Genomic DNA, 18,576 nt, shown 5'->3' with positions numbered 1-18,576 from the left:
GTTGTTTTTTCTTTATACTGAATGCATGAAAGTATCGTTAAAGAGGAGAAAACAAAACTATGGATGTAAAATCAATCAGCATGAACTGCACAAGAACGGAATTTATCGGAACCGCGGTACTGGACACAATCGGTTTGGTGATTGCGGGAATCGATGATGCTCTTTTGGAACAAATGAATGTTGGAAAAGCTTATCATACCATAGGTGTTTTCAGTTCCCGAACCGGTGCGGCAGGACAGCTCACTGCTGTAGATGAAGCAGTGAAAGCCACCAATACAGAAGTATTATCCATCGAACTTCCCAGAGATACCAAGGGCTGGGGCGGACATGGTAATTACATTGTACTTGGCGGAAACAGTGTTTCTGATGTCAGGCAGGCTGTTTCCATTGCTCTTGAACTGACAAATAAGTATGCAGGGGAACTTTATATCAGCGAAGCCGGACACCTGGAATTTGCTTTTTCTGCAAGTGCTGGGCAGGTACTGAACAAAGCTTTTCACGCTCCCGCAGGCCAGGCGTTTGGCTTCTTATGCGGTTCGCCGGCTGCTATCGGTCTTGTAATGGCTGATAATGCAATGAAAGCCGCCGGCGTAAATATAATCGAGTATATGACCCCGAATAAAGGTACCAGCCACTCTAATGAAGTCATTCTTGCTGTATCCGGTAATGCCAGCGCCGTAAAGGAAGCTGTTCTGACCGCTCGGCAGGTAGGACTGGAATTATTGATTTCCATGGGCAGCTACCCGGAGATTCCCGGCATACCTTATCTGTAAATATGGTAAATAAAAAAGTTATCAAGAACGTAATCATCTTGATAACTTTTTTCTTATACTGCATAACCGTAAACTTCCCTCTTTCTGCGGAAGAAGAAACAGGAGATAAATACAGTGAGACACTCTGCAAGGGGAACTGCCATCCAGACCCCATCAACGCCTATGATATAAGGCAGAATCAAAATGCAGCTCACTATAAAGCCAAAGGTACGCATAAATGATATCGCCGCCGATATTTTACCGTTTGAAAATGCAGTAAACATGCCGGAAGCGAATATATTCATCCCTGCAAACAAATAGTTGAATGAGAACAGAAAGAATCCTCTGCTGGCAATTTCATAGGTTGCTGAAGTACGCGGTGTAAATATTTCTACAATTATGGGTGCCCCCGCCAACGCAATGATCGTAATTACAACTGCGGAAACGGCAATAAACCGGGTACAGATTTTATAAATCCGCTGTAGTAAAATCACATTTCCACTTCCGTAGTTAAAACTGAACACAGGCGCTACACCTATTGCAAATCCCAGATATAAAGCATTGAACAGGAACTGGCCATAAAGTACGATCGTAATCGCCGCAACGCCATTTTCCCCCAGAAACCGAAGCATAATAATATTAAACAAAAAGGTTACAATTGCAGCAGACAGATTGGTAACCATCTCTGACGAACCGTTCAGACAGCTTTCTTTCAGCACGCCAAAATCCATTTTGGGTTTAACAAAGAATAAATCTCTCTTTATTTTCCAAAAATAGATAAGGCCGGCTACACCCGGTACTGCCTGGCCAATTCCGGTAGCCAGAGCTGCTCCCCCGATCCCCATCTGCAACGGACCCATAAAAACGTAATCCAGCACAGCATTTGTAAGTCCTCCCAGCAAAGTCAGTCCCAGTCCGATTACAGGCTTCCCTGCTGTCACGAAGAATGACTGGAATAACAGCTGAAGTACACATGCAGGCGCAAATAAAAGGAGAATCTGTAAATAAGAGATACTATTCCCAAGTATTTTATCCGTAGCCCCCAGCGCTTTTACCATAGGCTCTATAAAAATATTGCCTGCCGTTAAGGACAAGATACCAAACAACAATCCGGAAATTACAATTAAAGTAAAATTCTGTCTGGCTTCCTCTGGTTTCTTTTCTCCCATTTTTCTTGCTATAATTGCACTGCCGCCGGTAGCCAGCATAACGCCAACCGCTATCAGTATATTCACCGCAGGATAAACAATATTTGTAGCAGACAGAGCATCACTTCCAAGAAGCCTGGATATAAAAACACCATCCACAATGGTATACAGGGACATAAACACCATCATTACCATAGTAGGCAGAGCAAATCTCAGCAGAGAAACAAAATTAAAATCTTTCGTAATTGAATTTTTCATGATATAACACCTCTTTTTATTGCATTTTAGCGATTTCTTTACTATCATAAGGTATCGGGTTACCCTATAGTCAAGGAAAAATTATTTTCTAAAAAAATATGAGCTTACAATTTATATATCATTTAAATTAAAAAAAATATGAAAGGAAGGGAGATTTATGATTAATAAAGATCTTTATTTTACAACAGGAGAATTTGCAAAACTCACCGGAGTCACCAAGCACACCCTGTTTCACTATGACAAAATCGGTCTGTTTTCCCCTGAAATAAAACTGGACAACGATTATCGGTATTACTCCATTTCCCAGCTGGATGTGTTTGATGTGATCTGGAATTTAAAAGAGCTGGATATGCCCCTGTCTGATATAAAATACTACCTGGATCATAAAAGCCCTCAAGCCTTAATATCACTTTTAGAAGAAGAGGAAAAAATAATCGACCGGAAAATGGCAAAACTGAAGAAAACCAAAAAATGGCTGCGGTTTAAATCTGAATTTATTCAAAAAGCTCTGCAAAAAGATTTTTCCAGAATTGAGGTATTAGAAACAGCGCCCCAGTACTATATTCCTACCCATACTTCAACTTATAATGACAAAGAACTGGCAAAAAAAATAGGGGAACTGATTAGTCTGGGGGAAAACCTTGGAATTAAGAGCCCTTATGGGATCGGATTTCTGCAATATGCAACGAAAATTCACCAAGGTATATACAACGATTACCGGCATATTTATCTGCTCCTGGATTCCCCGCCTAAGGGAGTTTCTTATACCTTAAAGCCGGGAGGGGCTTATTTATATGGTTACCATCAGGGCGGTTGGAAACAGATCGGAGAAACTTATCGCCGGATGCTTACTTTTGCGGGAGAACATGCACTGGAATTAGATGAACTCTTCTTCGAAGATTATCTGCTGGATGAACTAACAGTAAATGGATATGACAATTATGTGATTCAGATTTCTGTTTTAGTCAAAGAAAAAAGAGACTGATTCAGTCTCTTCAGATCTCTTAACCATTCAATTCTCTTCTTTCTTACTAAGATGAAGGTCATATTCTTTTTCTTCATTTTTTATTTCCCAGTGAATTAAAAATGTCAGGATAGCCCGCAAAGCAATAATTCCTGCTACCAGGACAATTTCAGAGATTTGGCGAACAACTACCGTTCTTAGAATTTCACTGCCAAGCTTAAATTCCAACCCCATTGCCAGTCCCTTTGCCAGCATGAGCCGCGTCTCCGGTTTTCTGCGGATATAATTAATAATTCCCTGAATTCCGGTATACGCGATGACACCCACGCCAATGTACTCAAAGAGCAGCACCGCCAGGTTTACGATGGACACCAATGTGCTTTCCAAAAATACCATTGTTTCTTATCCTTTCAGCTTTATCTGTTCTGTCCCCCAAGAGCGTGTCCGAACTTTGTTTTCAAACACGCTATAAATCATTTTAAAATTATTATTTCTTACTCTTTGTCACGAATCCAAAATCTACAGTTCCGTTGTCCCATTTTGCGGTTATCTGATAGGTATACCCTGCTTCTGCTGCCGGAATAATGAATACTCCATCCTTCTCTTCCGGCTCTACCTTTTCTCCCTCGGGTACATCGCTGCCTTCGCTATACTGCTTCTGTACATCCTCCGTCCACCGGATAATTTCTATGGTGTCTGGTTTTTTCGTAAAGTCCAGTTTCAGATCCGTAGGTTCATTTAAAGTAAGATCATTGATTTCCTTCCATCCAAGGACCGGCGCCATATCAGTTTTTGCAGTACCTGTGGTTCCATCCTCATTTTCGTAGCTCCACTCGTATCCGCCCCGGGTAATCGCTGCCGATACGACTGCTTCCGGCTGGGTGTACTCAGCAGAAAGATATGGAGGCTCAGCAGGATCCGGCTCCTGGTAAATCTGGTCGATGATCTCATTATACTGGTCCGCATCCTCCGGCTTTCCGGTCTGATCCAGCACCATTTTTGTAACTCCCGGGTACTGTCCCGGATAAGACTGCAGCATTATTCCATTTCCATAAATCTTTAAAATATTTCCTCTGGTCAGATCTTCCTGCTTGATCTGTTTCCCATCTTTATCAACCAGACCGCCCTCCGGCACCGGTGCCGTGAAAAGTGTTCCGTTTTTTGTATCGATAAAAATAAAGTTTTCTTCTCCATAGGTGAGATACATGGCAGTAATTACATTTTCCTCTGGATTTTCAGATGAATTTTCAGTTTTTTTCTCCGTCTGTAATTCCGATGAGTTTTCTGTTTTTTGTTCTGTCAATGTTTCCGATGACTGCTCCGTTTTTCCCATTTTATCTTCAGAATTTTTTTTCTTATTTCCTGTCACCAACACAGCTGCAGCAACTGCTATTACAACGAGCACTACAACTCCGGCAATGATATACTTCATGTTTTTATTTTTCATGTTCGTTTTCTCCTTTACTCTGATTATGAACAGTATCAGTTAATATCATACTATATATCATGATATTTATAAAGAAGAATTCAATTTTTTATTAGGATAAACCTTGATTGGCATGAATTGGTGCTTAACCCTTTCTTCCCATTAGCTGATCAAACATTGTAGCGCAGCGGATTGTCATTTCATGAGGTGTCACCTTGCTCTCCACCTCACCACGTTTCACGCAGTCCACCATTTCCTGGATTTCATAAATAAATCCATTCTCTGTCTGATCTGTAAAATGTACCGGTTCTTCCCGGTCACGGTACAGGGAACACTCTTGTCCATAGTGAACCAGCGGTACTACAATCTTCCCTTCGGTCCCGTAAAATACAGCTTCATCATTTAGCTTCGCAGCAATGCTTGCGTGCATATTAGCAATACAATTATCATATAAAATGGATATCTGTTCGGTTTTATCAACCCCGGTTTCAGATTGAATCATATAGGTATGTATATCTTTTACCGGACGATCTAAAAAATATGTCATCAGTTCAAAACAATAAACCGTGATATCCGTTGCCGCACCGCCCGCCAGATCAGGATTATTAAAGCGGTTCTTTGGATCATTTCCCGCCTGGAAGCCAATATTAATTTCGGCCAGCTCTACATTACCGATTTTACCTTCATCCAGCCATTGTTTAGCAATTTTGTTATGAGGAAGGAATCTGGACCACATCCCCTCCATAACAAAGACTCCCAGCTCTTTGGATCTTTGGAATACTAGTCTTGCTTCCTCTCCATTTACCATCATTGCTTTTTCACAGAGTACCGGTTTCTTATAATCCAGGCAGAGCATCGTAAGTTCAAAGTGGTAATTGGGCGTCGTTGCAATATAGACTCCATCCGGATCTGCATCCTTTAACATCTCTTCATAGCTGTCATATGCCTGGGCTACATTGTTCTTTTTAGCAAACCGGGATGCCCGGTCCAGACTCTTACTGGCGACTGCAATTACTTCCATGTTCTCCAGCCGGTTAACCGCATCACAAAATTTTTCAGCAATACCTCCTGCCCCCATGATAGCAAAGCGAAATATCTTTTCCTGTCCCATAAATATCATCCTCCATCTCTTTCATAAAAAGCCAAAGAAATCAATCCTTTGGCTGGTTTACAATTTAAAAATAAATAAAGAAGGACAAAGGATTGCTAAAATCCTCCGTCCCCGATTGTCAGAGTGTATCTTCATCCCACTCTTAATTTAAATTTCTGTATTTCTTTTTCACTCGAAACTTTTTCTATTTCAGCTCCAAGGCCACGGAGTTTATCTTCAAAACACTCATAGCCACGCTGGATATAAACGATATCATCTACAATTGTGATTCCTTCCGCTGCAAGCCCCGCAATGACAAGCGCTGCACCAGCTCTTAAATCAGGTGCGCTCACCTGTGCACCTGTCAGTTTGTCCACACCGTAGATAACTGCCGTATTGCCTTCTACCTTGACTGTAGCTCCCATTCTTGCCAGCTCATCCACATATTTAAAACGATTTTCAAATATGCTCTCTGTTACAATACTGGTTCCTGTTGCCAGTGCCAGCGTAACACCGATCTGCGGCTGCATATCCGTAGGATATCCGGGATATGGTAATGTCTTTACATTTGTATTGCGTAACTGCTTTGATGCGACAACACGTACCGCATCATCAAATTCTTCTACTTCACAGCCAATTTCAATCAATTTTGCTGTTGTGGCTTCCAAATGCTTTGGAATTACATTTCTCACCATAACATCACCCTTCGTTGCTGCTGCTGCAAACATGAAGGTTCCTGCTTCTATCTGATCCGGAATAATGGAATATTCTGTTTTATGAAGCTTCTCTACACCGCGGATACGGATTACATCAGTACCTGCGCCTTTGATATTTGCTCCCATACTGTTCAGGAAGTTCGCCACATCAACGACATGAGGCTCTCTTGCTGAGTTCTCAATAATGGTATATCCTTCCGCCATGGTTGCTGCCATCATAATGTTAATGGTAGCACCAACGGAAACGGTATCTAAAAATATATGTTTTCCAACGAGTCTCTCCGCCTGGGCAACAATCGCTCCATGCTGAATGCTCACTTTTGCTCCTAATGCCTTAAAACCTTTTAAATGCAAATCAATCGGCCTGCTGCCGATATTGCATCCGCCCGGCAGAGGTACTTCTGCCTTCTTGTATTTTCCTAATAACGCTCCTAATAAATAGTAAGAGGCTCTTATCTTTTTTATGAACTCATAATCCACGCTGACACTGCCAATCATGGAGCCATTAATTAAAACTGCGCTCCTGCTTACCCGTTCAACCTTTGCGCCAATTACACTGATAGCTTCTAACAGCACATTCACGTCCTGTACATCTGGTAAATTTTCTACTAGTATGGTCTCATCTGTCATAATTGCGGCTGCAAGGATTCCAAGCGCTGCATTCTTAGCCCCACCGATCTCAACATCACCTACCAGTGGGTTACCGCCTTTAATAATATATTGTTCCATAGGACACCTCTATACTTATTTATACTCTCTTCAATTCTTATAGACAAAAACGACCCCTCGAATTTTGTCTTACTGTTACCCCTTTAAAATATCTAAACTATATTATATCACATTCTTTACTTTTGTAAACAAAAATTAAAATTTAAGTAATTTTTTCCATATATCTTTCAAAAAAAATACAATCAAATAGCATTTCCTGTGCACTATTACCCCTAAAATATGGCAAAATGTTACAAAATTATGTATTTCTATTTGTCTATTTTTTTCTGCACTTCGATCTGTCTCCAGGGGCAATCCCCAGTTTCTTCAAACCTTCCACAACTGCATCCAATGTCTCTTCCACCGTTAATCCTGCCTCATTGACAACAATATCCGCATATTTGTCATAGAGCGGTGTTCGTTCGTCAAACAGATTCCGAAGGGTCTGTCCCTCTCTCAGAACAACACCACGCCCTTTTAAATCGCCCAGGCGGGTAAATAAATCTATGTAATCTAATTGTAAATAAACCACTGTTCCAATTCGGCTTAAGTTCTCCATAGCATCTTTTCCGTATACTACGCTGCCGCCGGTAGCGATTACGGCATTTTCTTCCTGAATCCGGCTGTTCACCCTGTTTTCTATTTCAATAAAGCCATCTACGCCGTCTTCTTCAATAATCTCCCGAAGCAGCCTGCCTTCCTGCTCCTGTATCAATATATCAGCATCCACGAAATGATATCCCAGCACTTTAGCCAGAATTACCCCGACGGTACTCTTACCTACGCCCGGCATCCCGATCAAAACCACGTTACTCATTTGTATACCTCGTTCATTTATTCCTGCGAACAACGAGCCAGATGGGTTCGCTTGCGAATCCATCTGGCAACTGACGCAGGGGTCAGGTACCCCACCGCTTACAGGGGGTATTGTTGTACCATCTTAACATAAATACACATTTGTTGCAAGCTTACAATCAAAAGCAGCCTTATATCAGGCTTTAGAACCGATATAAGACTGCTTCTGGTTATCTTATAAATTTCTCTTAAGATTTGAGTAAGCTGATGCAAAAATACCAAATAGAATACCTGCTGCCGGAAAGACAATCCAGCAGATTTTCCACCCGCCGAAACCGATTCCCCAGATAAAGAAAATCAATGCCGCTATAGGAAATACGACTGCTGCCACAGAACCAATCACTTTATTTTTTTCCTGTTCCTCTTGTGCAAATTCTTCAATCTTTAACAGACGCTTGCAGCACTCTGATCTGGTTCCGAATACAATAAATATATAAACTGCTGCCGCAATCATTATCAATAAAATGCTGACTCCTGCAAATGTAGCTTTATCATTCAGAAATTTACCCAATATTACGGGAATCGGTGATGCAATACAGAGACTTACGCCTACAATAACAGATATAATAAACCCGGATCTTTCTTTCTCCATTAAATTTTCTAAAAATGTTTTTGTTTCATAAGTAATCTGAAATTCTCCTTTTTCAATATTCTTATACTTCTCCATAGAATAGCCTGAGTAAATAAACATTCCTACCGCAATAATAATTATGATAAGCAAGGGAAATAACGTAATGCTGACCAGCAGATTTTCATTCAGTCCACGATCGTCCAAAAGTCCGTACATCAATATCAAATAAGCCACTCCCACCAGTATGATATCCACTCCAATTGCAACCAGGCGGGTGCTTTTCATGCTTTTTTTCAGATATTCACATACTTCCTCACCGTTCATCTGATCAGACTCACTGCACCCATCCAAATTTTCTGAATTAATTTCAAATTCTTTAATTAGCTCATCAATATTTCCAAATTCAGAAATTACAATACCTACTGCTTCGTTTTCTGTCTTTCCGTCGTTTTTCAATTCCTGGTACTTCTCTTCCATATTACCCAATATTTCTTCCTTCAGACGTTCCATCTCCCTTGACATCATAAGTCCCCGGAACATGGTATCCACATATGTCCTGATCGTGTCCATTAGCTCATCTCCTTTAAAAATTTATTAATTACTTCCTTTGTCAGTTGCCATTCTTCGCATTTTTCTTTAAGGTATTCCTTTCCGGCATCTGTAATCCGAAAATAGGTCCTTCTTTTTCCATAAGTCTCATCACCAAAATAGGACTCAATAAATCCATTTTTCTCTAAACGGTTAAAAGCGGAATAAAGAGTTGTTTCTTTCATAACGTATTTTTCATCCGATACCCGCTTGATTTCTTTGGAAATTTCATATCCGTAGGAATCCCCTTTTGACAGGATACTAAGAAGAATTGAGTCATTGTACCCCCTTAAAACATCGCTGCTGATCAAATCTCCACCCCCTGTTCTTCATCACGTAGAGTAATTACTTTATCTGATGAAGTAATCATATCACAATTACTCCATCACGTAAAGTACTTTTTATGATATTTTTAAAAAAACATTGGGATATTGAATCAACAATATCCCAATGCTCCCGCTTTTAATTAAACTGCTATGTATTTGTTATCAGACCATTATATATATTTTTCCAGGGTCTGGAACAATTTATCCACATCTACCGGTTTAACCAGATACCCGTTCATTCCCGCTTCAAAAGCCTGGTTTTTATCCTCATCAAATGCATTTGCCGACATTGCTATAATTGGAATGGCTCCTGCATCTTTTCTCAGCAGGCCTCTTATGGATCTTGCAGCATCCAGTCCATTCATAACCGGCATTCGGATATCCATAAGGATTGCCAGATAATAGTTTTCCGGCATACTCTGGAATTTTTCCAGTGCCTCGGCCCCATCCTCCGCTGTGTCTACCTCCATCTGATGCATTTCAAGGAGCGATTTCGCTATTTCCATATTTAATACATTGTCTTCTACGAGTAGCACACGCTGTCCGTTCAGATGATACCCTTTTTTTACTTCCGGTTCATTATGCGTAATCTGAAGCTGTATCAGAGTGTCATAAAGGGTTGCCTTAAATAATGGTTTAGCAATAAAATAATCGGCCCCGGCAGCTTTTGCTTCTGCCTCGATCATGCTCCAATCATATGCTGAAATAATAATAATCATAGTATTGGGACCGGTTAATTCCCGAATTCTCCTGGTTGTCTCTACGCCGTCCATGTCCGGCATCTTCCAGTCAATCAAAGCCAGATCAAATAAACATTCATTTGTCAGTGCTGCCTCTACTTCCTCAATTGCCCTCTGTCCAGAATCAACCCATATGGATTTTGCACCGATATTGGAAAGAATCATGGATGCCTGCTCCCCTACAATACTGTCATCATCTACAATAAGAACGCTGAGTCCCCTTAACAGTTCCTTTGATTTACGGTCATTTTCTTCTTTTGCATCATCTTCTGCCAATCCAAGTGGAATTTCCACCCGAAATGATGTTCCTTTTCCTACATCACTTTTGACCTGGATGGTACCTCTCATCAGCTGCACCAGATTGTGCACAATAGACAGCCCCAGTCCGCTTCCGGTCTGGTTTCTGGCTATGTCTGAACTTTCCTGTTCAAATGGCTGATATAATTTTTTCATAAAATCTTCAGTCATTCCCACTCCGGTATCAGAGATTGTAAATTCCAGATTTGCAATACTATTTGACCTTCTGACTTCCCGGATCCCCAGAATGATATTCCCGCCTGAGTGAGTAAACTTCATAGCATTTGAAAGCAGATTCATTAAAATCTGATTCATGCGAAGGGAATCTCCTATATAGAAGCGTTCCAGCGGTTCCTCATGGTGCACTTCAAAATCAATCCCCCGCATTACCGATTGCGGATAAATAACTTCGGTAAGGTTCTTTATAAACTCCGTAAATTCGAATCTTGAATTGGTAAGAACCATTTTCCCCCGTTCAATCTTAGACATGTCTAAAATATCATTGATCAGGGCAAGGAGATATCTGGATGATGCATCTATTTTCCGGAAGCAATCCAGCATCCTGTTTTTATCGTTTATCTTCAACTGCCCGATTGTACTCATTCCTATGATTGCATTCATTGGTGTACGGATATCGTGGCTCATCCTGGACAGGAAATCAGACTTGGCATTATTGGCTGATTCCGCAGCGGCCAGCGTATCACGTAAGAGCTGCTCCTGACGTGCTTTCTCTGCTCTCTGTTCATCCAGAACCCGGAAAAGCATGATTGCAAAAACATCTTCATCATATGGATTAGCGACAAATATAACATGATTAGCTACCCAGTGATATCTCCCATCCTCTCCCATCTGCCGGAATTCCGTGTATATATCATTGCTGCCGCTTTCAAATCTCTTTAAAATCCCATCTTTGTCAAATGTTCGCTTATATTCTTCCCTGTATGCCGGATAGATCAGGGGATATACCTTTTCTATCATCTCATGATAATTCCCATGGTCATCATGCTGCATAATAAAATGTCCCGAAGTCAGGCATTCATATGTATTCTTTGACAAGTTTATCTTCATTATCAATGGATATGCTGTATAAATGGCAGCTCGTAAAATCTGGTTTTCCAGCAGCTGTTCCTGTTCCCGTTCCTTTGAAAGCAGCTTGTTCTCTGTGATATCATTCAGAACCGCCTGAATAACCTCTATGCCGTTAGCATTTATTAGCCGCTCCATGAATACGCTGACCCAGTACCTGGTTCCATCTTTACCTACCCCTTCTCTTTCATAGGCGACTTTATCACCGGTACATTTTAAATTGTCAAATACCGATCTGAAATGCTGGTTTTCTTCCTTTAGCACTAAATCAAAAGTGTCTTTCCCATTTTGAAGAAATTCCTCTCCATTATATCCATAGATTTCCCATGCACGTCTGTTTGCATAATAAATTTTATGGCTTGGGTCCGTACTCAGTTGAATAATTCCGCTGGGAATTGTATTATAGAGCTGTGTCAGGAAATCAGCCTGCCTTTTCACTTCCTGATTTGCCTTTATCAGTCTGAATTCCTGATTTTTACGCTCCGATATATCAGTGATAAAGCAGGAAACAGAAGGTTCTATTCCATCTGTAACTTTTTTGCCAATATCCATTACCCACAAAACTTTTCCATCCGGACGCAAAATACGGTATTCCAAAGAATAAATATCACCCGCTTCAAAAGCTTTCTCAACCTGTTGCCTCACACTTTCCCTGTCTTCCGGAAATATAAAGTCCCGAAAAGAAATCCGCAGTTCTCCGTCATAGGTGTTCCTGCTCCCGCATCCCAATATCCGGCAAAGCCCGGGGCTGACCCACTTGACGGTAAACGACTCGTCCATGCCGCAGACTGCCATTCCGCCGGGAAGCTGTGACATCATCAGTTCAATCTGCCGGTTCTGCTCAATCACTTTCTCCTGCATCTTCTCAAATGCTTCTTTTGCAGCTTCCACCGGAAATAATTCATCTTCACCCATGGCTGACAGAGGAACTGAATTATGGATATGCATGGTCTCAAGTCCTTTATCCGTTCTTCTGAATATAAAAGTGATTCTTTGACGGGTATGCATGTTCATGCCCGTATCCGGTTTTGCTTCCAGCATACTTTCTCCTTCACAGAGATAATAATCTGGTCCCAATTCAGATACCACGTAACGCTTATCCCACATATCACAAAGAATCAGATCGTCTTTTCCCTCCAGAAAGTGGCGGCTGACTTCCTCCTTGCCTTCCGCCCGCTGTTTTTCCCCCGCTCCCAGCCAGATAATATCCTGACTCAGCGTTGAAATAAAATAGTCTATATCGCCTTCGCAAAAGTATCTTTCCAGAATATTGTCTGCAAAGGTTATAATTTCTCTTTTTTCATGATCTGTCATAACAGAAAAGCTCCTCTTCCCCAGAAAATCACTAGTTTATTTTATTATTTTAACATAATTATTTACGAATAGATAGAGGTTCGCACCGAGAAAAATCAGAGGATTTCCCCTTAAATATTTTCCTTTCAGAATGCCCTTAAATTCCTTATTTTTTGCTTGACATTTTCCCCTTAAACGACTATAATTTGACTTGTATCAAAGATTTATTGGATGTAAAGTAATTCACTAGTTATTAGAGATTATATTTAACACCTATATAATCTGTAATAGCTGGTGAATTTTTTTATTTTCAAGAGCACAATATTTTAATGGAGGTACCACAAAATGAACAAAGGTACAGTGAAATGGTTTAACGCAGAAAAAGGTTACGGATTTATCACAGGAGAAGACGGAGCAGATGTATTTGTACATTTCTCAGCTATCCAGGGAGACGGCTTCAAATCTCTTGAAGAAGGTCAGGCAGTTTCTTATGATTTAACAGAAGGCGCTCGCGGAATGCAGGCAGCTAACGTTGAAAAAATGTAATTTCAGTTAATCTAGCGAAACCAGAATAAGGTTGTTATACTATGTATTTAGTATAGCAGCCTTATTCTTTTGCCGATTTTTTTACATGAAAGCGCAGATACAGCTGACAGCCTGTTTTATAAAAGCGCAGATGCAGCATCTGCCCTCTAACAGACTGTCAGCCGCATCTGCGCTTTTAGAATATATTCCTGACTCGTGAACACAAATCTTTCATATATTTCAACGACACATTTCATAATACCTTTCAAAACACATTTCCGTAACTTCTACTGGTTTGTATCTACATATTTTTTGATATTCGAAGCATTTACATATTTTTTCGCCTTATCACCTTCTACCACAACCAGTGTAGGTGCCTGCATCACACCGAATTTTTGTACCAGTTCCTGATTTTCTTCTGCATCAATTACAACGTAATGCTCATTTCCCAGCATTTCCTTGGCAATCTTACAGTTTGGACAGGTCTTTGTGGTAAACAGGTACTTGATTCCCTTGCCCGGCTCTACTTTCACATCATCTTTTGATATGGTTACAATGCTGCTGTGAACCTTATGCAGACAGGAATTGTCCACATCGTATAACTGGCGGTTTTTGTATTCCTGCGTCTTGCCATCGTTCCAGTTCTGAACCGGACGGTAATACCCGGTGATACGGCTGTATACTTCTGCTGTCTCACCGCATTCCGGACAAACAAAATGTTCTCCTGCAATATACCCATGATTCTTACATACCGAATAGGTAGGTGAAAGTGTATAATAAGGCAGCTTATAATTTTCTGCAATTTTACGTACCAGAGCCGCTGCTGCTTTCCAGTCCGGAAGCTTCTCACCCAAAAATGCATGGAATACAGTTCCGGAAGTATATAAGGTCTGAAGTTCATCCTGGATATCTAATGCTTCAAAAATATCAGCGGTATATTCCACCGGCAGGTGGGAACTGTTAGTATAGTATGGCGTATCCCCGTCTTTTCCTGCCGTCTTGATGTCCGGCCAGCGCTTTCTGTCGTGTTTTGCAAGGCGATAAGTGGTTGATTCTGCCGGAGTTGCCTCCAGGTTGTATAAATCGCCGTATTCCTCCTGATAAATAATCAATCGGTTTCTCATATAGTTTAACACATCTTTTGTAAACTGCTGTGTCTTCTCTTCCGAAAGATCCTTACCAAGCCATCTTGCATTTAAACCGACTTCGTTCATGCCGATTAATCCAATAGTGGAAAAATGATTGCTGAAATCCCCTAAATAACGTTTTGTATATGGATACAGCCCTTCGTCCAGAAGCTTTGTAATAACGTCTCTCTTGATCTTTAAGGAACGAGCTGAAATATCCATCATGCGGTCCAGACGCTTATAAAAGTCTTCTTTGTTACTTGCCAGATAAGCGATACGCGGCATGTTAATTGTAACCACACCTACACTGCCTGTACTTTCTCCCGAACCGAAGAATCCGCCGGTCTTTTTACGTAGTTCGCGAAGATCCAGACGCAGACGGCAGCACATACTTCTTACATCACTTGGCTCCATATCACTGTTAATGTAATTTGAAAAATAAGGCGTACCGTATTTAGATGTCATCTCGAATAACAACTTGTTGTTTTCTGTATCGGACCAGTCAAAATCTCCGGTGATCGAATAGGTAGGAATGGGATACTGGAAACCGCGTCCGTTGGCATCTCCTTCAATCATCGTCTCAATGAATGCCTTATTGATCATATCCATTTCTTTTTTACAGTCTTTATAACAGAAGTCCATTTCTTTTCCGCCTACGATAGCCGGAAGTTCCGCCAGATCATTGGGAACGGTCCAGTCCAGTGTAATATTGGAAAATGGTGCCTGGGTTCCCCATCTGCTGGGGGTATTTACCCCATATATAAAGGACTCAATACATTTTTTAACTTCCCGGTAATTCAATTTATCTGCTTTTGCAAAAGGTGCAAGATATGTGTCGAATGAAGAAAAAGCCTGTGCGCCTGCCCACTCGTTTTGCATAATTCCAAGGAAATTCACCATCTGGTTGCAGAGTACGGATAAATGCTTTGCCGGAGCAGAAGTAATCTTTCCCTTGATTCCTCCAAGGCCTTCCTGAATCAGCTGCTTTAGGGACCAGCCTGCACAATATCCGGTAAGCATTGACAAATCATGAATATGGACATCCGCATTTCTATGAGCGTCTGCAATTTCCTCATCATATATCTCAGACAGCCAGTAATTTGCCGTAACCGCACCCGAGTTGCTCAGGATCAGGCCTCCAACGGAATATGTAACTGTAGAATTTTCTTTTACACGCCAATCCTCTACTTTAACATAGCTGTTAACGATTTCTTTGTAATCCAGGATAGTCGATTTCATATTACGGATTTTTTCCCGCTGTTTCCGGTATAAGATATATGCCTTTGCAACATCTCCGTATCCTGCCTGAACAAGAACGTTTTCCACGCTGTCCTGAATGCTTTCTACATCGATGACCCCGTCTTTAATCTTCCCCTGAAAATCAGCTGTCACACGAAGACCCAGAAGATTGGTCATATCCTCATTATATTCCTTTTGTGTGGCTTCAAATGCCTTTGCTATGGCATCACTTATCTTCCCTAAATTAAAATCTGCTACTTCCCCGTCACGCTTTACTACTCTAAACATACCCATGCTCCTTCCAATTCTCATACATCAGCTCATCTATTGTTCTAACTGTAAATGACATATTTCCAGTCAAAAAAAGCTCCATTCGTTCTCTCTTTTGAGAGCGACTGCAATTATTGTAGCAAATAAATTATTGACCGTCAAGCCAAAAAAGTACTATATCTATGTATTATTTTTGGCACATAACACTAGATATAGTACTTCCTCTTTATTTTGCAACATTTAGCCTGTCACATTTCCATAAATTTCCATAGGCACATATGCTTTGACATAGATCCCTTCCGCACGGTAATCTTCTTCCAAAAGCTGGCCGTATTTTCGTATTAATTGTATCAAACCCGCATCAGCATAGGGATATATCCGCTCTATTAAAATATTTTTCTCCTGCAGAATCTGTTCTAAAATATTTTTGAGCTCTTCTAAGCCTTCCCCTGTTTTGGCAGAAATGCACAAAGTTTTATCTGCCTTAAAATCCCGCAGAGTTTCTTTCTCAATAACCCTGTCCTGTTTATTAAAAAGTGTCACCACAGTTTTATCTGTGACACCCAGATTCGCCAATGTTTCATAAACTACAAACATCTGCTTTTCCATTTGCGTATTAGATGCATCTACTACATGAAGTATAATGTCTGCATACTTTGCTTCTTCTAACGTACTGCGAAAGGCCTCAATTAAATGATGGGGCAGTTTTCGTATAAATCCTACCGTATCGGTCAGCAGAATCTCCTGTCCGCCGTTTAAAGCGAGCATCCGTGTTGTGGGATCAAGGGTTGCAAACAGTTTGTCCTCTTCCAACACTTTTGCATCGGTAAGATGATTTAAAAGGGTTGATTTCCCTGCATTGGTGTATCCTACGATTGCCGCTACCAATGTCTGGTTCTTACTCCGCTTCATCCTTACCACTTCACGGTGGCGCTTCACATCAGCCAGTTCTCGTCCTAACTGAGCGATTCTGTCCTTGATCAGACGCCGGTCCATCTCAAGCTTCTTTTCACCGGGGCCTCTGGTACCAATTCCGCCTCCCAGACGCGACAGGGAGCTTCTAAGCCCCACAAGACGTGCCAGGCGATACTTTAACTGTGCCAGCTCCACCTGGATCTTTCCTTCGCTTGTAGACGCCCTTGCAGCAAAGATATCCAGTATAATCAAAGTTCTGTCCATAACCTTTATATCCAGTTCCTGCTCCAGATTACGCAGCTGAGCAGGGGATAATTCATCGTCACAGATCACTCCGGTTGCTGAAAGCTCATATACCATTTCCCGCAGTTCCTGGATTTTCCCTTTGCCTATATAGGTACCGGGATGAACCTGTTCCCGATTCTGGATTATACGCCCGACTGTAACAGCTCCTGCTGTGGATGCCAGGTCTGTCAACTCATCCAGCGATTCCATAGTATCGTCATCATCAGATGTGCTGACACCCACCAGAATTACTTTTTCCTCTAATTTTTCAATATCAAATAAATCCGCCATATTCTCTCCTGTCAACGTGTGGACAGGAAGTCATACTCTTTCTTACCTGCCGCATCATTTGGGTATTTTGCTATATATTCGACCGCCTTGGCCTTTGCCGTCTGGAAATCTTTCTTGCGCTCATATGCCACAATTTCATTATAGAGCAGATCCTGCTTTCCGGTCTCTCCATTTAAAGCCAGTCCCTTTTGTATCGTTGCGATTGCAGCATCCGGAGCATTGTCCGCAAGATCACAGAGCGCTATTCCGTTATAAGCCTCGGGCGCTTCTCCAAAATCTTTCAGATACTGCTGGTAAATATTCCTGGCTTGTTTGGAATCCTCCAGTTTCAGATAAGCTTTTCCAAGAAGCAGCGCAGAAGTCTTGTCCTTTTCCTCTACCGGCTTTAGCAGTTCTTCTTTTGCTTTTTCATAGTTCTCCAGATAATAGTATATGCGCCCGCGCTGATAATAATCCTCTGTTTTTTCGCCGCCGATGCTCAAAGCCTTCTGCAGATATTCATCTCCCTTAGCAGAAAGATTTTTATCTTTATATGCTTCATAAATATTCCAAAACAGGTCATAATCCTCAGGTGACATAGATGACGCCTTGTCAAAATCTGCTTTTGCTTTCGCTTCATCCTCTTTCTGAAGATAACAGGTTCCTCTCATATAATACGCACTGCCATCTTCATCTGCAGATAATATCTGACTGCAGGTCTCTATGGTACCATCGTAATCTTCAGATTTTAATTGCGCTGAAGCTTTATAAAGCCTGATATCCTTTATGGTCTTCACCATTTTTTCACCTGCATTTTCCAGGGCTGAATTAAATGCAGTAATTGCCTTTACATATTCACCAAGTCCAATATAAGCCATACCTTCACCCCGGTACGCCAGAACGATATCCTTCTCTTCTGCAATGGAACTTTCAAAACTTTTCAGTGCTTCCTCATATTTCTGCTGTTCCACCGCCGCCATCCCCAGATTCAGAGAACTATCGGGATCGTTTTTCGGCTGACATCCACTCAGTGTACATGCGGCCAAAATCACTAACAGTAGCTTTTTATATTTCATGGTATTGCCTCCATTACAAAAATATTCTCTAAACACGCTTTTAGCCAGGTG

At 41.2% G+C, this 18,576-nt stretch carries 15 protein-coding genes; 3 read left to right on the top strand and 12 right to left on the bottom strand.

Features of this window, described 5'->3' with window-relative positions; all coding sequences use genetic code 11:
* Nucleotides 1-59 precede the first annotated feature (59 nt).
* Nucleotides 60-773, top strand: a complete 714-nt coding sequence (gene pduB, locus QR40_RS06405; RefSeq protein ID WP_044293935.1) for a microcompartment protein PduB — start codon at nt 60-62, stop codon at nt 771-773.
* 53 nt (nt 774-826) lie between these two features.
* Here pduB and QR40_RS06400 read toward each other — a convergent pair whose 3' ends face one another.
* Nucleotides 827-2,158, bottom strand: a complete 1,332-nt coding sequence (locus QR40_RS06400; protein ID WP_044293933.1) for an MATE family efflux transporter — start codon at nt 2,156-2,158, stop codon at nt 827-829.
* A 157-nt stretch (nt 2,159-2,315) separates the two neighbouring features.
* Here QR40_RS06400 and QR40_RS06395 point away from each other — a divergent pair, with 157 nt between their 5' ends.
* A complete protein-coding gene (locus tag QR40_RS06395; protein WP_027295089.1) occupies nt 2,316-3,143 on the top strand; it encodes a MerR family transcriptional regulator in 828 nt (275 codons plus the stop codon).
* 27 nt (nt 3,144-3,170) lie between these two features.
* Here QR40_RS06395 and QR40_RS06390 read toward each other — a convergent pair whose 3' ends face one another.
* From QR40_RS06390 to QR40_RS06355, 8 genes are all read right to left on the bottom strand, one after another.
* A complete protein-coding gene (locus QR40_RS06390; RefSeq protein WP_044289523.1) occupies nt 3,171-3,518 on the bottom strand; it encodes a DUF1622 domain-containing protein in 348 nt (115 codons plus the stop codon).
* Between the two features lie 91 nt (nt 3,519-3,609).
* A complete protein-coding gene (locus QR40_RS29565; protein ID WP_052430724.1) occupies nt 3,610-4,569 on the bottom strand; it encodes a hypothetical protein in 960 nt (319 codons plus the stop codon).
* Nucleotides 4,570-4,693: 124 nt separating this feature from the next.
* Nucleotides 4,694-5,659, bottom strand: coding sequence for a Gfo/Idh/MocA family protein (locus QR40_RS06380; RefSeq protein ID WP_027295090.1), 966 nt, complete (start codon nt 5,657-5,659; stop codon nt 4,694-4,696).
* A 131-nt stretch (nt 5,660-5,790) separates the two neighbouring features.
* Nucleotides 5,791-7,083, bottom strand: a complete 1,293-nt coding sequence (locus QR40_RS06375; protein ID WP_027295091.1) for a UDP-N-acetylglucosamine 1-carboxyvinyltransferase — start codon at nt 7,081-7,083, stop codon at nt 5,791-5,793.
* Nucleotides 7,084-7,339: 256 nt separating this feature from the next.
* Nucleotides 7,340-7,879 carry a shikimate kinase gene (locus QR40_RS06370; RefSeq protein WP_081820308.1) on the bottom strand — a complete coding sequence of 180 codons (540 nt, stop codon included), beginning with the start codon at nt 7,877-7,879 and terminating at the stop codon, nt 7,340-7,342.
* Between the two features lie 213 nt (nt 7,880-8,092).
* Complete coding sequence (locus QR40_RS06365; protein ID WP_044293932.1) at nt 8,093-9,058, bottom strand: permease prefix domain 1-containing protein; 966 nt, start codon at nt 9,056-9,058, stop codon at nt 8,093-8,095.
* Nucleotides 9,058-9,387: a PadR family transcriptional regulator gene (locus QR40_RS06360; protein WP_044293931.1), complete on the bottom strand. Its 330-nt coding sequence runs from the start codon at nt 9,385-9,387 to the stop codon at nt 9,058-9,060. Before QR40_RS06360 ends, QR40_RS06365 begins: the two co-directional genes overlap by 1 nt.
* A gap of 185 nt (nt 9,388-9,572) precedes the next feature.
* Complete coding sequence (locus tag QR40_RS06355) at nt 9,573-12,839, bottom strand: PAS domain-containing hybrid sensor histidine kinase/response regulator (RefSeq protein WP_044293930.1); 3,267 nt, start codon at nt 12,837-12,839, stop codon at nt 9,573-9,575.
* A gap of 324 nt (nt 12,840-13,163) precedes the next feature.
* On the opposite strand from QR40_RS06355, the gene QR40_RS06350 reads away from it, so the two are divergent.
* On the top strand, nt 13,164-13,364 hold the full coding sequence (locus tag QR40_RS06350) for a cold-shock protein (protein ID WP_027295093.1): 201 nt from the start codon (nt 13,164-13,166) through the stop codon (nt 13,362-13,364).
* A 266-nt stretch (nt 13,365-13,630) separates the two neighbouring features.
* On the opposite strand, the gene QR40_RS06345 is transcribed toward QR40_RS06350, so the two are convergent.
* From QR40_RS06345 to QR40_RS06335, 3 genes are all read right to left on the bottom strand, one after another.
* Nucleotides 13,631-15,997 carry a ribonucleoside triphosphate reductase gene (locus QR40_RS06345; protein ID WP_027295094.1) on the bottom strand — a complete coding sequence of 789 codons (2,367 nt, stop codon included), beginning with the start codon at nt 15,995-15,997 and terminating at the stop codon, nt 13,631-13,633.
* Between the two features lie 222 nt (nt 15,998-16,219).
* Nucleotides 16,220-17,470, bottom strand: a complete 1,251-nt coding sequence (gene hflX, locus QR40_RS06340; protein WP_044293929.1) for a GTPase HflX — start codon at nt 17,468-17,470, stop codon at nt 16,220-16,222.
* Nucleotides 17,471-17,481: 11 nt separating this feature from the next.
* On the bottom strand, nt 17,482-18,525 hold the full coding sequence (locus QR40_RS06335) for a tetratricopeptide repeat protein (protein WP_052430723.1): 1,044 nt from the start codon (nt 18,523-18,525) through the stop codon (nt 17,482-17,484).
* Between the last annotated feature and the right edge of the window lie 51 nt (nt 18,526-18,576).

It is taken from the genome of Robinsoniella peoriensis, assembly GCF_000797495.1.
In the GTDB taxonomy this organism is placed as follows: domain Bacteria; phylum Bacillota; class Clostridia; order Lachnospirales; family Lachnospiraceae; genus Robinsoniella; species Robinsoniella peoriensis.
This window is presented reverse-complemented; position numbering and strand designations above follow the sequence as displayed.

What these genes read in the sequence shown, in the direction of transcription:
- hflX (WP_044293929.1), bottom strand. Translation starts at nt 17,470, where the DNA reads ATGGCGGATTTATTTGATATTGAAAAATTAGAGGAAAAAGTAATTCTG.
- QR40_RS06335 (WP_052430723.1), bottom strand. Translation starts at nt 18,525, where the DNA reads ATGAAATATAAAAAGCTACTGTTAGTGATTTTGGCCGCATGTACACTG.
- QR40_RS06365 (WP_044293932.1), bottom strand. Translation starts at nt 9,058, where the DNA reads ATGGACACGATCAGGACATATGTGGATACCATGTTCCGGGGACTTATG.
- QR40_RS06395 (WP_027295089.1), top strand. Translation starts at nt 2,316, where the DNA reads ATGATTAATAAAGATCTTTATTTTACAACAGGAGAATTTGCAAAACTC.
- QR40_RS06380 (WP_027295090.1), bottom strand. Translation starts at nt 5,659, where the DNA reads ATGGGACAGGAAAAGATATTTCGCTTTGCTATCATGGGGGCAGGAGGT.
- QR40_RS06355 (WP_044293930.1), bottom strand. Translation starts at nt 12,839, where the DNA reads ATGACAGATCATGAAAAAAGAGAAATTATAACCTTTGCAGACAATATT.
- pduB (WP_044293935.1), top strand. Translation starts at nt 60, where the DNA reads ATGGATGTAAAATCAATCAGCATGAACTGCACAAGAACGGAATTTATC.
- QR40_RS06345 (WP_027295094.1), bottom strand. Translation starts at nt 15,997, where the DNA reads ATGTTTAGAGTAGTAAAGCGTGACGGGGAAGTAGCAGATTTTAATTTA.
- QR40_RS06375 (WP_027295091.1), bottom strand. Translation starts at nt 7,083, where the DNA reads ATGGAACAATATATTATTAAAGGCGGTAACCCACTGGTAGGTGATGTT.
- QR40_RS06370 (WP_081820308.1), bottom strand. Translation starts at nt 7,879, where the DNA reads ATGAGTAACGTGGTTTTGATCGGGATGCCGGGCGTAGGTAAGAGTACC.
- QR40_RS06400 (WP_044293933.1), bottom strand. Translation starts at nt 2,158, where the DNA reads ATGAAAAATTCAATTACGAAAGATTTTAATTTTGTTTCTCTGCTGAGA.
- QR40_RS29565 (WP_052430724.1), bottom strand. Translation starts at nt 4,569, where the DNA reads ATGAAAAATAAAAACATGAAGTATATCATTGCCGGAGTTGTAGTGCTC.
- QR40_RS06350 (WP_027295093.1), top strand. Translation starts at nt 13,164, where the DNA reads ATGAACAAAGGTACAGTGAAATGGTTTAACGCAGAAAAAGGTTACGGA.
- QR40_RS06390 (WP_044289523.1), bottom strand. Translation starts at nt 3,518, where the DNA reads ATGGTATTTTTGGAAAGCACATTGGTGTCCATCGTAAACCTGGCGGTG.